The 15,660-nt window shown below is 32.3% G+C and carries 13 protein-coding genes, 2 tRNA genes and 1 pseudogene; 10 read left to right on the forward strand and 6 right to left on the reverse strand.

Annotated elements, in window-relative coordinates; all coding sequences use genetic code 11:
* The first annotated feature begins 381 nt into the window (after positions 1–381).
* On the forward strand, positions 382–981 hold the full coding sequence (locus ABD941_RS13255) for a malic enzyme-like NAD(P)-binding protein (protein WP_345274629.1): 600 nt from the start codon (positions 382–384) through the stop codon (positions 979–981).
* 1,121 nt (positions 982–2,102) lie between these two features.
* On the opposite strand, the gene ABD941_RS13260 is transcribed toward ABD941_RS13255, so the two are convergent.
* Positions 2,103–2,175 (reverse strand) — tRNA-Phe (locus ABD941_RS13260).
* Positions 2,176–2,348: 173 nt separating this feature from the next.
* On the opposite strand from ABD941_RS13260, the gene ABD941_RS13265 reads away from it, so the two are divergent.
* The 9 genes from ABD941_RS13265 to ABD941_RS13305 all read left to right on the forward strand — a co-directional run bounded on the left by ABD941_RS13265 (position 2,349) and on the right by ABD941_RS13305 (position 11,708).
* The gene (locus ABD941_RS13265; RefSeq protein ID WP_345274630.1) at positions 2,349–3,080 is read left to right on the forward strand and encodes a type III pantothenate kinase; all 732 of its coding nucleotides are present in this window, start codon (positions 2,349–2,351) and stop codon (positions 3,078–3,080) included.
* Complete coding sequence (bamG, locus tag ABD941_RS13270; protein ID WP_345274631.1) at positions 3,077–4,381, forward strand: BamG family beta-barrel-assembly machinery protein; 1,305 nt, start codon at positions 3,077–3,079, stop codon at positions 4,379–4,381. The genes ABD941_RS13265 and bamG overlap by 4 nt, the downstream gene beginning before the upstream one ends.
* A 23-nt stretch (positions 4,382–4,404) precedes the next feature.
* Complete coding sequence (locus tag ABD941_RS13275) at positions 4,405–5,787, forward strand: tetratricopeptide repeat protein (RefSeq protein ID WP_345274632.1); 1,383 nt, start codon at positions 4,405–4,407, stop codon at positions 5,785–5,787.
* A complete protein-coding gene (lptC, locus tag ABD941_RS13280) occupies positions 5,787–6,344 on the forward strand; it encodes an LPS export ABC transporter periplasmic protein LptC (RefSeq protein ID WP_345274633.1) in 558 nt (185 codons plus the stop codon). Before ABD941_RS13275 ends, lptC begins: the two co-directional genes overlap by 1 nt.
* 312 nt (positions 6,345–6,656) lie before the next feature.
* Positions 6,657–6,851 carry a hypothetical protein gene (locus ABD941_RS13285; RefSeq protein ID WP_345274634.1) on the forward strand — a complete coding sequence of 65 codons (195 nt, stop codon included), beginning with the start codon at positions 6,657–6,659 and terminating at the stop codon, positions 6,849–6,851.
* On the forward strand, positions 6,852–8,141 hold the full coding sequence (locus ABD941_RS13290; protein WP_345274635.1) for a hemolysin family protein: 1,290 nt from the start codon (positions 6,852–6,854) through the stop codon (positions 8,139–8,141).
* Between the two features lie 135 nt (positions 8,142–8,276).
* The gene (locus ABD941_RS13295) at positions 8,277–10,406 is read left to right on the forward strand and encodes a peptidylprolyl isomerase (RefSeq protein WP_345274636.1); all 2,130 of its coding nucleotides are present in this window, start codon (positions 8,277–8,279) and stop codon (positions 10,404–10,406) included.
* Positions 10,407–10,553: 147 nt separating this feature from the next.
* A complete protein-coding gene (gene trxB, locus ABD941_RS13300; protein WP_345274637.1) occupies positions 10,554–11,534 on the forward strand; it encodes a thioredoxin-disulfide reductase in 981 nt (326 codons plus the stop codon).
* Positions 11,535–11,633: 99 nt separating this feature from the next.
* Positions 11,634–11,708, forward strand: a tRNA-Pro gene (locus tag ABD941_RS13305).
* A gap of 159 nt (positions 11,709–11,867) precedes the next feature.
* Here ABD941_RS13305 and ABD941_RS13310 read toward each other — a convergent pair.
* From ABD941_RS13310 to ABD941_RS13330, 5 genes and pseudogenes are all read right to left on the reverse strand, one after another.
* On the reverse strand, positions 11,868–12,182 hold the full coding sequence (locus ABD941_RS13310) for a sigma factor-like helix-turn-helix DNA-binding protein (protein ID WP_345274638.1): 315 nt from the start codon (positions 12,180–12,182) through the stop codon (positions 11,868–11,870).
* A 21-nt stretch (positions 12,183–12,203) separates the two neighbouring features.
* Positions 12,204–12,365, reverse strand: a pseudogene (locus ABD941_RS13315) (sigma factor); the annotation flags it as partial.
* Positions 12,366–12,642: 277 nt separating this feature from the next.
* Positions 12,643–13,371, reverse strand: coding sequence for a head GIN domain-containing protein (locus tag ABD941_RS13320; protein ID WP_345274639.1), 729 nt, complete (start codon positions 13,369–13,371; stop codon positions 12,643–12,645).
* A gap of 128 nt (positions 13,372–13,499) precedes the next feature.
* Positions 13,500–15,302, reverse strand: a complete 1,803-nt coding sequence (locus ABD941_RS13325; protein ID WP_345274640.1) for a PspC domain-containing protein — start codon at positions 15,300–15,302, stop codon at positions 13,500–13,502.
* On the reverse strand, positions 15,299–15,640 hold the full coding sequence (locus ABD941_RS13330; protein WP_345274641.1) for a PadR family transcriptional regulator: 342 nt from the start codon (positions 15,638–15,640) through the stop codon (positions 15,299–15,301). Before ABD941_RS13330 ends, ABD941_RS13325 begins: the two co-directional genes overlap by 4 nt.
* Positions 15,641–15,660 lie beyond the last annotated feature (20 nt).

Below are 15,660 nucleotides of genomic sequence, written 5' to 3' on the forward strand. Positions count from 1 at the left end.
TAGCTGATACCATCTGCGAGATGGTACTGCATTTGGAGAGCGTAGAGTCGTTGCCTTTTTTATTCTAAACTCGATTTAGAATTGTAAATCCTCAACATTCATTTGTTGAGGATTTTTTTTGCTCTGAATTGAAATAAAGCCCTTATAAATATTGACTTTATATATGCTGGAATTTAGAGAGCTCAAATTTATGCTCAAACCTCTGCTATATTTTAAAACCTAAGCTTTTATTGGAACTTTAGCTGAGTTAAAAGTACAAGGCTTTCTGAATATTTGGCTTTGTGAATCAAGAACCTTTGATTATGTTTTTTGATGCTAAAAATAAATGATAAGTTTTTTGCATTATAAAATATAATAAGGTCAGTCGTCAATTTTATCTACATGGAGCACAATCTTCCTTATGCTCATAATCATGAACAATTAAATTTTATCGAAGCAATTAAATCAATTAAACCTCAGGTGCTAATTGGAGCTACTGGAGCTCCGGGAACATTTACCAAAGATGTTATTCAGCAAATGGATATTATCAATGACCGACCGATAATATTTGCTTTATCTAATCCAACTTCAAGAGCAGAGTGTACAGCTGAGCAGGCATACAGATGGAGTAAAGGCAATGCCATTTTCGCAAGTGTAAGCCCTTTTGATAAGGTAAGCCTCAATGGTAAAAAATATTATCCAGGACAAGGTAATAATGCTTATGTTTTTCCAGGGATTGGATTGGGAGTTATAGCCACTAAAGCTCGAATTATTCCTGACGAATTTTTTTTAGTTGCTGCCAAAACCCTTGCCGAATTGGTTAAAGAAGATGATATCAATGTGGGTTCACTATATCCAAAATTGTCAGAAATTAGAAATTTATCGTTAGAAATTGCTGTTGCAGTGGCCGAAAAAGCCTTTGAGTTTGATTTAGCTCAAATAGATAAACATCAGGATTTAAGGCAATTGATTTCCGACTATATGTATGAACCACATTACTAAAAAAGATTAAGCTTAAACAAATAAACATATTCTTCGCAGGTAAAGTTGAGGCTACTAGATTAACTTTTAACTCTAACCAAATTGGGACATATGAAATTCATTATTTGTATGATTTTCTAAGAAAAGGGTAGGTATTTGATTTGACCATATTTAAGAGCATTGTGCTAAGGCACTAAAAAATACTGCCATAATTTGTTGGCTTGGCATAGATATAATGAGGTGCTAATAGGAACTGAGCTTATTAAGATGTTTCAAGTTTATCTGTAGTCTATAAAAAATGAGGGAGTTTTAATTTGGATTTTGTAGAATGATGTCAATTTTATATCTATTTAAGGTTAAATATTTTCAATAATCTGAAAACTTCAAACTGTATGCGTTTTTGTATATGCTTCTATAATTTTATGCCTTGTGAACCCAGTAAAAGTGTTAAAAATAACTTAAACACAAAACTTATACCCCTAAGACAACTGGTTCGAGTCCAGTTCCAGCTGCTAAAACTTCTTTTGAAATCAAGAGGTTTTATTTCCAAATCTAACATGTAAAACAATAAATCACTTCACAAACGCCTACCACATAAAAACCCCCGCCCTTGTTTTCGTTTTTTGGGTACGGGGCGTCAATTCAATAATCCAAAAAGAGAGTCTTTTTAAACCTAGAGTAAATTAGTTCCAAAGCTATCTTTACATAACGATCTGTTATAATACATTCATTCACTTTCTGTAATATCTAATATCAAAGATCAGTAAAAAACAGGCCTATTTAAGTGACGAAATTTTCGATGAACATATTAAAGACTATGAAAGTTAACTGTTTAGTGAAATTGAAAAAAACAAGGATGGAATTAATTTACATGAATCAATAATTGATAAAATATCAAAACTGGAGCTGGAATGTCAAAAAAGATATAAGAAAATTGCACATCTAAAAGGAGAAATTGAAGCTTTAGAAGCTGAGGTATTTGATTTAAAAAAAGAAATTGGAATTTATTATTAAAAAATACTAGACTTTTCCTGGTTTGTTCAAGAGGATAATAAAAAATTACTTTTAATCTAATCAGCACCCTAATTAACACCCTATAAAACAAAAAATCCCTTAAACATTAAAGTTTCGGGATTTTTTTGTGGTACCTCCAGGAATCGAACCAGGGACACAAGGATTTTCAGTCCTTTGCTCTACCAACTGAGCTAAGGTACCTCGCCAAAGCGGTTGCAAATATATATTCATTTTTGGTATTCGCCAAAATAAAAATACAAAAAATAAATGTTTTATATCAATAAGTCTTTAAAGAGGTATTCACACTATAATAATATAGAATAATTAATAATTAAATTGTTAGGTGTTTTGTAAATTTACAGCTTTAAGAAAATATGAATTTAATTATAGATGTAGGTAATTCTTTTGTAAAGCTAGCTGTTTTTAAAGGTGGAAAGCTTAAGTATAAAGAACGTGTTAAGTTAGAGGATGTTTTGGTTCATGTTAGAGCTTTAAATAAAAAACACGATTCTATTAAAAAGGCTATTATAGCATCTGTTGGACGTCTAAAAAGCGTTGATGTTAAGGCCATTTCCAAACTTTTTGATGTATTGGTTTTAGATTCTAAAACAAAGTTGCCTTTTAAGAATAAGTATAAAACACCTAAAACTTTAGGCGTGGATAGAATCGCTTTGGTTTGTGGTTCTATTAATCGGTTCCCTCATGAAAATGCACTCATTATTGATGCAGGAACCTGTATAACCTATGATTTTATAACGTCCAATAATGCGTATTTAGGTGGCGCTATTTCGCCGGGCTTAGGCATGCGTTACAAATCGTTAAATAATTTAACAGCTAACTTACCGTTATTAGAATCAGAAGTGCCAAATGATATCATTGGAAATTCCACAAATGACTCCATACATTCGGGGGTTGTTAATGGTATTTTAAAAGAAATAGATGGCGTAATAAACACATATAAAATCAAATATCCAGATTTAACAGTAATTTTAACAGGAGGCGATGCTAAATTCTTGTCTAAACAATTAAAAAGTAGCATATTTGCCAATTCTAATTTTCTTTTAGAGGGATTGAACTATATTTTACAATTTAACACAAACGCATGATAAAAAAACTTGTATTAGTTTTTATTGCAGTATTAGCAATTCACAGTTACGGTCAAGAAGGAACAGCTTCACCTTATTCTTTTTATGGAATAGGAAGTCTTAAGTTTAAAGGTACTGTAGAGAACAGAAGTATGGGGGGCTTAAGTATTTATACCGATAGTATTCATGTTAATTTACGTAATCCGGCTTCATATGCTGGTCAAAATTTAGCTGTTTGGGGTAATGAAAGCAGACCTGTTAAATTTACAGTAGGAGGCAGCTATACGAGTACAGAATTAGAAAGCAATATAAGTAAAGATGATGCATCATCTTCAACGTTTGATTATTTAGCGTTATCGATACCAGTGGGCAAATTCGGTTTTGGTTTTGGATTATTGCCATACACGGCGGTTGGTTATAAATTAGAGTCTTTAACTGATGATGGTGAAAATATTGAAAATAAGTTTAATGGAGAAGGCGGACTAAATAAAGTATTTCTTGGGTTAGGATATCAAGTGGCAGATGGTTTATCCATTGGCGTTGATTTTCAGTATAACTTTGGGAATATACAAAATAGTACGATTGAATATCAATATGATAATGGAGAACCAGTTTTTTATCAGTCTCGAGAAAACAATAGGTCAGATTTAAGTGGTTTAAATTTGAATATAGGTCTATCCTATAAAACCATGATAAATGATAAATTAGAATTAGTTTCTGGTGTAACATATACTCCACAAAGTAACCTAACATCAAAAAATGAAAGGTCTTTTTCTACCATACGAATATTTGCATCTGGTAACGAACTAGAATTAAATACAATAGAAACTAATTTAGAAGCTCTTGGTTTGTTGGAAACCGATTTGATTTTACCTTCAAAGTTTTCCATAGGAGCAGGTATAGGAAAACCAAGAAGCTGGTTTTTAGGTGCTGAATATGTATCTGAAAAAACCAGTAATTTTTCTAACGATTTATATAGTAGTGGTCTTGCTACTTACGAAGATGGTTCTATATTTTCATTAGGTGGATTTTATATACCTAAATACAACTCGTTTTCAGGCTACTTAAAACGAGCTGTTTATAGAGCTGGAATGCGTTTTGAAAAAACAGGATTAATTTTAAGTAATGAATCCATAAAAGAGTTTGGCATATCTTTTGGTGTAGGTTTACCAGTTGGGAATCTTTTCTCTAATGCAAATTTAGGTTTCGAGATAGGAAAACGCGGAACAACCAATAGCAATTTAGTACAGGAGAATTTTGTTAATTTCCAATTAAGCTTATCTTTGAACGATAGATGGTTCAATAAACGAAAGTATGACTAAAAGAACAGCATAAAATTATTATTATGAAAACAAAAATTACATTATTATTAACAGTATTATTTATAGGATTAAATGTTGGTTTTGCCCAGCAAGATGAGGAGTGTATGACCAAGCTTTCTATATTCCATGAATATACCAAAGCAAAAAATTACGATGCAGCTTACGAACCATGGATGGCTGTAAGAAATAAATGCCCAAAATTTAACAATGCTATATATGTTGATGGTGAGAAAATTTTAAAGCACAAAATCAAGAATGCTACAGGTGCAGATAAAGTGTCATTTATTGAAGATCTTTTAAAACTTTGGGATCAACGTGGTGAACATTTTGCAAGCAAAACTCCAAAAGGCGAATATTTAGCAAAAGGATGTCAATTAATATATGATAACAAAAAAGAATTAAATAAAACAAACGCAGAATTATACGAGTGTTTTGATCAAGCTTATCACTTTGATAAAGATACGTTTACAAACCCTAAAAGTTTATATACCTATTTTTCTTTAATGGTAGATTTGTATGATGCAGGAGAAAAACCAGCTAAAGATTTATTTAATAAATACGATGATGTTGTAGAGAAAGTAGAAGAAGAAGTTAAAAACTATTCAGGAAAACTTAATAAACTTATTGAAAAAGAAGATGGAGGTACTGCTTTAACAAAAAAAGAAGGCAGTTACAAAAGATTTTATGAAAGCTATTTAAAAGCTTATGATCAAATTTCAGGAAGTATTGACAGTAAATTAGGTGAACGAGCAAACTGTGAAAACCTTATTCCTTTATATACTAAGGATTATGAAGCGAATAAAACTAATGGAATTTGGTTAAAACGTGCAGTAAGTAGAATGTATTACAAAGAGTGTACTGATGACCCTTTATATGAAAAATTAGTAAAGTCTTATGATGAGGCTGTACCTTCTGCAGATACTAAATACTTTGTTGGAACCATTTTATTGAAAAATGGTAAAGAAAACGAAGCGATTGGTTATTTTAAAGAATCTTTTGATTTAGAAGAGGATACATTTAAAAAAGCAAAATTAGCTAATAGAATTGGGTTAATTCTTAAAAAGAAAGGAAGATACGGACAAGCGAGAGGCTATTTTAGAGATGCTTTAAAGTTAAATCCTTCAAATGGGCGCCCTTATTTATCAATAGCGGCTATGTATGCAGCTAGTGCAAATAAATGTGGAGATACTAACTTTAATAAAAGAGCCGTTTATTGGTTAGCAGCATCCGAAGCTCAAAAGGCTGCTAGAGTAGATCCAACGCAAAAGAAAAATGCAGCAAAATCCGTTGCTAATTATACAGCTAAAGCGCCTAATAAATCTGAAATTTTTACCTGCGGTTGTTCAGGGCAAGTCATAAAAATTGGGTGTTGGATTGGAGCATCGGTTACAGTGCCAAGTATTTAATGAAAACACAATTAATATATAATAATATACTAAACATAGTCACAGTAATTACTGTGACTATGTTTTTTTCATGCAACGACAGCTTTAAGCAAGTTCAGAAAATGGGCATATCAGAAAATGAGCCCATTGGTATAGATTATAATATTAATTTAAAATATACTGATTCCGGTAGAGTAACTGCAAATTTAATAAGTACTAAAGCTTTGGATTATTCCAATAGGGATTTTCCGTTTAATGAGTTTCTAGATGGCGTTACGTTATATGTATATGACAAAGACAATAAAAAAAGTACAGTAGTGGCAGATTACGCTATTGTTTATAGCAATACCGATTTGATTGATATGCAAAACAATGTCGTTATTACTACGTATGACAATAAGGTTCTAAAAACTGAACAACTATTTTATGATAAAAAGAAAGAATGGTTATATACCAACGAGCCAGTTTCTTTCAAAACAGAAACAGATATTATACATGGTAATGGTTTTGACTCGAATTCAAAATTCACAAATGCCGAAGTACTAGAAGTTACAGGGATTATCACTCTAGAAGATTAAAGAGTTTTACGAGGAGTTTTTTCGACGTGGTATCCTCTATAATGTATACTAATTATTAATTTGAAAAATAGTTTTAAATCTAACAGCTATAAGTTTGGTTTTATTTTAAGCACTCATCTAAAATGGATTCTCCAAAAACCAGATTTTAAATATGTTCACCTCTCTCTCAATTTTAAGTATCTTTGCTCTTAAATTATTTAATCATAAAACATCTGTGACTGAAAAACTAGTTACAAAAAAATGATAACAGGGATGTTGTACTTGACTATTGGAAGGTAGTTGTGTTCATAGAAAAATAACAAATATATACACATGAAATATTCTAAAATCTTTCTATACGCTTACATAATTTTTGCAGTCTATTTTGCTTACACAGCCATTACTAGATATACAAATACCGGTGTTATTGATTATCCATCAATATTACTTTCCGCAACCGCTATTTTTGTGTTTTTCTTTAGAAAAAACTTTATGAAAAAATTTGATAATAAAGATAATTCAAAGTAAATGAGCATTTATGTCATTATCATAATTGCATCATTAATCCTTTCGGCCTTTTTCTCGGGTATGGAGATTGCTTATGTGTCTTCAAACAAAATCCATATAGAAATTGAAAAAAAGCAAGAAGGTATTGTAGCCAAGGCATTAAGAAAGCTTACAGCAAAACCATCAAAATTTATAACCACTATGCTTATTGGTAACAATATAGCTTTAGTTGTTTATGGGTTTTTTATGGGTGATTTATTAGTAAATTGGTTTCAGTCATTAGTACCAACACCATACGGTTTTGTTGATTATGCACTTACCGATTTAAGTTTATTGTCACAAACCATTATATCTACGTTTGTTATTTTAATAACAGCAGAATTTTTGCCAAAAGTATTTTTCCAAATATATTCAAATACCTTGATTAAGGCATTAGCCATTCCCGCCTATATCTTTTATCTGCTATTTACTTTTGTTTCAGACTTTGTTATTTGGATCTCCGATTTTGTGTTGAAAGTTTTTTTTAAAACCGAAGGCGATCAAATTCAATTGGCGTTCACAAAAGTGGAACTTGGAAATTATATAAGTGAACAAATGGAATCTGTTGAAGCTCATGATGATGTAGATACCGAAATACAGATTTTTAAAAATGCACTAGAGTTTTCCGATGTTAAAGCTCGAGAAGTCATGGTGCCACGTACCGAGATCATTGCGGTAGAAATTACCGTTTCCGTAAAAGCCCTAAATACCCTTTTTACAGAAACAGGGCGTACCAAAATACTGGTTTATAATGATACTATTGATGATATTGTAGGTTATGTACACTCTTTTGAATTGTTCAAAAAAATGAAAAGTATTAAATCTATGATGATGCCTGTAGAATTTGTTCCAGAAACAGTACTTATTAAAGATGTGCTTAATGTACTCATAAAAAAAAGAAAAAGTATAGCTGTAGTTTTAGATGAATATGGAGGAACATCTGGAATTATGACCGTTGAAGATATTGTAGAAGAACTATTTGGGGAAATTGAAGACGAACATGATTCAATAGATTTAATAGAAGAGACCATTGAAGAAGATACCTATAAATTTTCAGCACGATTAGAGGTCGATTATATTAACGAAACATATAAAATTAATCTTCCAGATAGCGAAAACTATGAAACCCTGGGCGGACTGATTGTAAATCATACTGAAGAGATTCCTGCACAAAATGATATTGTAAAAATCGATGCCTTTCAATTTACAATTTTAGAAGTGTCAAATACTAAAATTGATATGGTAGAACTTAAAGTATTAGAGGAAGATTAAAATACGTCGTTCTACTTTTATTATTGAATAGAAAATGGTATTTTCGCGCACGATATTTTGGTCAATTATCATATATTGGCACTAACCTAAACAGCAAATCCAAACTAAACGGATTATTAAAAATTAAATTTACAGATGGCAGTTTTAAATAAGATAAGACAACGTTCACTATTCTTAATATTGATTATAGCATTAGCGCTATTTTCTTTTGTATTAGCAGATTTGTTTAAAAACAGTGATGCCCTTACATCAAAATCACAAAACATAGTTGCAACCATAAATGGTAAAGATATTACTCGAGAAGACTTTTTGCAAAAAGTAGAAGCGGCACAAAGGCAAATGGGACCTGGTGCGACCAATACACAAGTTATGAATAGAGTTTGGGATCAAGAAGTTAGGTTAGCCGTTATGGAAACCCAATATGAAGCTTTAGGAATCTCTGTTGAAAAAGATCAAATGCGAGATTTGCTTAAAACATCTTTAGCTACTAGTCCTGAGTTTTTAAACGAAGCTGGGTTGTTTGATGAAAACAAACTAAACGAATATATAGCTAATTTAAAAGAAACATCACCTCAAGGTTTTGAAGCTTGGGTAAATTATGAAAAACAAGTAGCCGCAAATGCTTTAAGCCAGAACTATTTTAATATGGTTAAAGCAGGTTTAACTGGTACATTGGCAGAAGGTGAATTAGAGCATAAATTAGAAGGTAATAAAGTAGATACTAAATACGTACAAGTAGCCTATACCTCAATTCCAGATAGTATAGTAGAAGTGTCCAAATCTGATATTTCAAGTTATATCAGCGCAAACAAAAAACAATACGAAGTGGATGCTTCTAGAGATATTCGTTTTGTAGAGTTTAAAGAAGTGGCTTCTATAGAAGATGAAAACGCTATAAAAACAGAACTCAATACCTATATTAATGGTCGATTGGTTGATGAAACAGGCAGAAAAGATACCATTATAGCATTTACTAAAGTTAAGAATAACGAAGACTATATAAATTCAATCGCAGCATCCGATGTTAAATTCGATAAGCGCTTTGTTTTCAAATCTAGCTTGCCAACAGAAGTAGCCGATGCTATTTATAACTTGAATGAAGGTGAGGTTTATGGGCCATATAAGGATAATGATGCTTTTAAAATTTCAAAAGTAATAGCTGTTAAACAAATTCCGGATTCAGCAAAAGTAAGACACATTTTAATTCCTTATATAGGTGCGCAAAGTGCAGCCCCAGAAGTAACTCAGACTGAAACAGAAGCTAAAGTGACAGCAGACAGCTTATTAACAATATTGAAATCCAACCGTTCAAAATTCCCAGAATTTGTAAAAGCATTTTCTTCAGATCAAGGAAGTGTTGCCAAAGAAGGACGTTACGATTGGCACCCATACAATACAATGGTAACTGAGTTTAATGATTTTGAATTTGAAGGAAAAATAGGGGATTTAGATGTTGTTAAAACTATTTTCGGATTTCACATTATAGAAATTGAAGGGCAAAAAAATAAAACAAAAGCCATTCAAATAGGTACCATAGCAAGAAAAATAGAGCCATCTGAAGCTACAAGCGATAAAGTATTTAGAGATGCCTCTAATTTTGAAATAAATGCTGGTAAAAGTGATTTTGATGCCATAGCTAAAGAAAATAATTATGTAGTGCGTCCTGTAAATGGAATTAAAGTTTTAGATGAAACTATTCCAGGTATAGGAAACCAAAGACCAATAGTACGTTGGGCTTTTGAAGACGATGCAGAAGTAGGCGATATAAAGCGTTTCAATACACCTGGCGGTTATGTTATAGCACAATTGGTAGCACAGCACGAAGAAGGATTAATGTCTGTTGAAGATGCCACTGCTAAAGTATTACCAATTATTAGAAAAGAAAAGAAAGCTAAACTTATAAGAGAGCGAGTATCTGCAAAAACTATAGAAGATTTAGCAGTAGCTGAAAAAACCACAGTAAGAACAGCCAATGGAATCAATATGAAAAACCCAACCATTTCAGGAGCAGGAAGAGAGCCTTTAGTTGTCGGTGCTGCTTTTGGTTTAAAGACTGGAGAAACATCAAAATTAATTGATGGTGATAAAGGTGTTTACATGATACAAGTTGTTAAAGAAATACCAGCTGTAGCATTGGATAATTATCAAGCTGCCGCTAATAGAGTAGAGCAACAAAAATCGAGTACAGTGACTTCAAAATTATATAACGCGTTAAAAGAAGCGGCAGATATTGAGGATAATAGAGCTAAAACACAAGTTCAATAAGAACAGTATGTATTATATAAAAAAAGCCTCGATAGTCGAGGCTTTTTTTATATAATTTAAAATTATTTTCTTATAGAAACTGTTGATAACTTAACTGTAAGTTCTCTAGCAAAAAACCTACTTTTGTTATGACAAAAAGATAATATTATGTCTGATACAATAGAAAAAATAAAATGCTTAATAATAGGTTCTGGACCTGCTGGTTATACAGCGGCAATATATGCAGCCAGAGCGAATATGAAACCGGTGTTGTACCAAGGAACACAACCTGGTGGACAATTAACAACCACAAATGAAGTTGAAAACTTCCCTGGGTACCCAGAAGGTGTTACGGGGCCAGAAATGATGATGCAACTGCAAGCTCAGGCGCAACGTTTTGAAACTGATGTTCGAGACGGTTGGATTACAAAAGTTGATTTCTCGGGAGATGTTCATAAAGTATGGGTTAACGATATTAAAGAAATTCATGCCGATACCATTATTATTTCTACAGGAGCTTCAGCAAAATACTTAGGTTTGGATTCTGAACAGAAGTATTTAAAACTAGGTGGAGGGGTATCTGCCTGTGCCGTATGTGATGGGTTTTTCTATAGAAATCAAGAAGTTGTTATTGTAGGTGCTGGCGATTCTGCTTGCGAAGAAGCACACTATCTATCCAAGCTTTGTAAAAAAGTAACTATGTTGGTTAGACGTGATGAATTTAGAGCGTCTAAAATTATGGCAGCAAGAGTTAAAAATACTGAAAATATAGAAATTTTGTTTAATACTGAAACAGATGAGGTTTTAGGCGATGGACAAGTGGTAACAGGTGTTCGTGTGTTCAATAATCAAACCAATGAAAAGCACGAGATTCCAGCTACAGGTTTTTTTGTAGCCATAGGACACAAACCCAACACCGATATTTTTAAAGGCTTTTTGGATTTAGATGAAACGGGATATATAATCAATGTACCTGGTACATCAAAAACAAATGTAGAAGGTGTTTTTGTATCTGGGGATGCCGCAGACCATGTGTATAGACAAGCAGTAACAGCAGCAGGCACAGGGTGTATGGCCGCTTTAGATGCGGAACGTTATTTAGCAGCAAAAGATTCCACTTTTGAAGTGTCTACATCTACTTATAATTAAAGTATAATAGTAAAATATAAAAGCCAAAGTTTAGTGCTTTGGCTTTTTTGCTTTGTAATTATTTAAAAATGTGTTTTCTTTGAAAACCGTTTTTAAAAACGGGATGTGGCGCAGTCCGGTTAGCGTACACGGCTGGGGGTCGTGTGGTCGCAGGTTCAAATCCTGTCATCCCGACTGAATGACAAGGTGGTTTCGCTTGTGTGAAACCACCTTGTCTGTTTCTAGAAGCACCAAAAACAAGGGGTTATTAGGGTTATGTAAATCTTGCCACCCCTGTAAAAGTTAACTAATTCAATGACAAAATTATAAACAGAAATATAAAACTAAAAAAGCCTAAGCTTTAGCTCGAGATCGCATCCCAAACAACAAAAACAAAACACCATCCATTTTATCGCCAACGGTTTTTCTTAAAATAGTAAATGCTTTTGTAATATGTGCCTCAACAGACTTTATGGAGACATCCAAGTATTCTGCAATCTCAATATTTGTTAGACCTTCTTGTTTACTTAGTAAAAATGTGCGTTTGCATTTAGGAGGCAAGTTTTCAATTTCTCTCTTTACAATAATTATGAGCTTACCTATAGAGCTTTCATCTTCTTCCTCTACAATATAATTCAATGCATCAATATATTTCTTTTCTATAGACAAAACAGCTTTCTTCTTTCTATACTAATCAATGAATTCATTATAAACAGATCTATGTAAATAATTCTTCACAGAAAAACTATCCTTTAGCTTTAACCTGTTCTTCCACAAATAAACAAAAATATTCTGAACGATATCTTCAGAAAGGTTATGGTCGTTAGTTAACCCTAACGCGTATATACATAATTTATGATGATTTTTTTAGTTATAGTAGTTAAAGGTTTTGACGCTCTATTAGATAGGTGCTATTTCGTTTTGTTATCTCTGACCCAATAGAGTTTTGTTTTTTTCACTACCTCGAGTGTAAACAAAATAAAAACAATTTTTAAAATGTGTACGCATGGTAGTTTTTTGGCAGGGAAGAAAGAGTGGTTTAAAAAACATGAAGTAAGCAAAAAGTTAAAAAAGAGACTGCTTTTTTAAAATAGTCTCTTTTTTGGTTAAAGGTTTTGTATTGGTGTTTTTATTGCTGTCTGATGCTTCCAGAAGAACTATCGCTTTTATCCACTTTTTCTGGATTTCCATAATATTTCACATCACCACCACTGGTTGCTCTAGCTGTTAAATCTTTAGAGGTGTTTACCGTAATATTTGCCCCACTCGTTGCTTTTACTTCACTAGATTCGGCAATTAAATCAGCAGCTATAATACCACTTCCGCTAGTGGCTTGAGCAATTAATTTAGATGTTTTTCCAGATAATCTTAAATGGCTACCGCTAGTTGATTGACAATGTAAGGCTTTTGTGTTTACATCTAGCTTCATATTGCTTCCACTAGTTGATTTTAACTCTAAATTTTCAACAGTAATAGTATTTGTAGAATGTACATTGCTGCCACTAGTCGATACAATACTTGAAATACCCTTAAAACTTACCATAACTTTTTTTGATGATGCTCTACCAATATTTTCTTTAGTGTGGATTTTTAATACACCACCTTCAATTTCAGTTAAAATAAGCTCGTGTAAATTTTCATCGGCTTCAACGCTTACTTGTTCTCTATCACTTAGTGTTATATAGACATCCAAACCTTCTGTAGCTTTTATGGTTGAAAAAGGTCTGTTAATAGTTCGCTCTTGGATTATTACGTCTCCGTTTCCTGTAACTCCAGAGTTCAGGTTCATATCAAAGTTGCAAGAAAAAAGCGTTAAGCTTAATATGGTTGCTACAATGAATTTAATTAGTGTTGTCATAATTGTTCGTTTTTTGATGATTAATTTATTGTTCAAATATCTTTTAAAATGTTGTTGATTAGCAACTTAAATATCTGAATTGTCATTTTATAATGATGAGCTGTTTTTATACCATTTACTAATTGATATTACTCCGATTCTATTTTTATACCTTCAGAATTTATGTTGACTTTTACATCATCCGACTCGGCTTTAAGACCATCCCTATCTATTTTTAAATGGGTTTCGTCGGCATTAATTTCCAAACCAGTATCATCGATTTTTAGTTCAGATGTGTTAACTTTAACTTTAAAGTCATCATCCTCTTCTTCAATAGGGCAGTCTAAACATTCAGCATTGTCATCAAGAATTTTTAAATAATGGTTGGTGTCATCCCTTGAAACAACATTTCCATTATATCTTCCATAGTGTAAATAGTCTTTTGTACTATTATTAAAATAAACAATGGTGTTTTCTGGTAGATATAAAATTACATCAACCTCTTGATCGCTAAACTTATTTTCAGGATTTGTAGTTAAATAAGAATCTAATAATAAGGTACGGTTTTTAAGTTCAAAATTATAGTTTATGCTTTTTGCACGTTCAATGGCTTTATCATAATCTCTTCCGTCAGCACTTCTTTCAATAGCAATTTTAGCTATAGAATCTGTTGTAGATTTAACGATAATATCAATATCGGATGAGTAGATGGTTTTATTGCCATTTGCATCATTGGCCAATTTAAAACCATGATGGCGTCGGTGCACATTGGAATTATAATTATCATTACTAACCATTTTAATGTTTAATGTATCTGTAGCTGTAATAGGTAATTCTGTTTTTTCAATATACGTTTCGTCAAAGGCATGCTCACTAGCTTGTCTAATACCAACAACTATTAAGGCTATGATTGACATTAACCATAATCCCAATAAGGTGAATTTAGCAATATTACCAATTGATTTTAAGTTGTTAATTAGAATCTTTAAACCCAAGTAGAATAGGAAAAAGAATGGAATGCCAATGGTGAAAAATGTTAATAAGGACACTAACCAAATCGGTGTGTTTCCAGCATTAACAATATCCACTAAATCTAATCCTGGAATGTGGACAAAATTAGCTACACCCAAAGAAAATAGACCAATAATTAGCCCTATTAAAGCAGAGGCACCAATAATAATAAGCAATACACCAATAAATTTGGCAAACACTTTAAAGAAAAACATAATAATATTTCCAATCGTATCAAAAAATGTTTTTGAAGATGATTTTATCGAATGGGTTTGCTTTTTTATATCTACATTTTTAGCAACATTTGAAACAGAATCAGAAACATTTTTAGCAACATCACTTACTGTTTCCGTTACGCTGTCTAATCCGTCTTTGATTTTTTTTTCGATGTTACTAATGTTAACTGGTTCACCCGTCATCATTATTTTTTCAGCAGTAGTTTTAGCTTCTGGAACTAAAATCCATAATAAAATGTAAAGTAGAATACCTGTACCTGCTCCAAAAATTAAAAGAATCCAAGCTAAGCGAATCCAAATTGCATCAATACCAAAATAATGACCTAATCCAGAAGATACACCACTTATATAGGAGTTGTCCGTATCTCTAAAGAATTTTCTAGAAGAAGAAGATGATTTTTTGCTATAAGATGCTTGTGGTTCATCTTCAAAAATTTCATCATCGACTAAGTAGTCTTCTGGTTGTCCCATAATAGATATAACGTCGTCTACCTCTTTAATTCTAATGACTTGCTTATCGTTTTGCACACGTTCATTAAAAAGTTCGGCAATACGAGCTTCAATATCTGATATGATTTCAGAACGTCCTTGAGAATCTGTAAATGAACGTTTTATAGCCTCAAGATAGCGCTGTAATTTTAAGTACGCATCTTCATCTATATGAAAAAATATACCTGCTAAATTTATGTTGACTGTTTTATTCATTTTTTTGTTGTTTTTTGGCTTGTTACTATAGTTACTGCATTGTGTAATTCGCTCCAAGTGGTGTCTAATTCCTTTAAAAAGAGTTTACCCGTTTCGGTTAAACCGTAATATTTTCTCGGAGGTCCAGAGGTTGATTCTTCCCATCTGTAATTTAAAAGTCCTGCGTTTTTAAGTCGTGTTAATAGCGGGTAAATTGTACCCTCTACTACCAGCAACTTGGCATCTTTCAAGGTGTCTAGAATTTCTGCAACATAGGCATCATCGTCTTTTAAGACTGAGAGTATGCAGAATTCTAATACGCCTTTACGCATTTGCGCTTTTGTGTTTTCTATCTTCATATTCTAAAGCATTTTAATAT

Origin of the sequence: Flaviramulus aquimarinus, assembly GCF_039543205.1 — a bacterium.
Classification (GTDB): Bacteria; Bacteroidota; Bacteroidia; order Flavobacteriales; family Flavobacteriaceae; genus Flaviramulus_B; species Flaviramulus_B aquimarinus.

What these genes read in the sequence shown, in the direction of transcription:
- ABD941_RS13255 (WP_345274629.1), top strand. Translation starts at nt 382, where the DNA reads ATGGAGCACAATCTTCCTTATGCTCATAATCATGAACAATTAAATTTT.
- ABD941_RS13265 (WP_345274630.1), top strand. Translation starts at nt 2,349, where the DNA reads ATGAATTTAATTATAGATGTAGGTAATTCTTTTGTAAAGCTAGCTGTT.
- bamG (WP_345274631.1), top strand. Translation starts at nt 3,077, where the DNA reads ATGATAAAAAAACTTGTATTAGTTTTTATTGCAGTATTAGCAATTCAC.
- ABD941_RS13275 (WP_345274632.1), top strand. Translation starts at nt 4,405, where the DNA reads ATGAAAACAAAAATTACATTATTATTAACAGTATTATTTATAGGATTA.
- lptC (WP_345274633.1), top strand. Translation starts at nt 5,787, where the DNA reads ATGAAAACACAATTAATATATAATAATATACTAAACATAGTCACAGTA.
- ABD941_RS13285 (WP_345274634.1), top strand. Translation starts at nt 6,657, where the DNA reads ATGAAATATTCTAAAATCTTTCTATACGCTTACATAATTTTTGCAGTC.
- ABD941_RS13290 (WP_345274635.1), top strand. Translation starts at nt 6,852, where the DNA reads ATGAGCATTTATGTCATTATCATAATTGCATCATTAATCCTTTCGGCC.
- ABD941_RS13295 (WP_345274636.1), top strand. Translation starts at nt 8,277, where the DNA reads ATGGCAGTTTTAAATAAGATAAGACAACGTTCACTATTCTTAATATTG.
- trxB (WP_345274637.1), top strand. Translation starts at nt 10,554, where the DNA reads ATGTCTGATACAATAGAAAAAATAAAATGCTTAATAATAGGTTCTGGA.
- ABD941_RS13320 (WP_345274639.1), bottom strand. Translation starts at nt 13,371, where the DNA reads ATGACAACACTAATTAAATTCATTGTAGCAACCATATTAAGCTTAACG.
- ABD941_RS13325 (WP_345274640.1), bottom strand. Translation starts at nt 15,302, where the DNA reads ATGAATAAAACAGTCAACATAAATTTAGCAGGTATATTTTTTCATATA.
- ABD941_RS13330 (WP_345274641.1), bottom strand. Translation starts at nt 15,640, where the DNA reads ATGAAGATAGAAAACACAAAAGCGCAAATGCGTAAAGGCGTATTAGAA.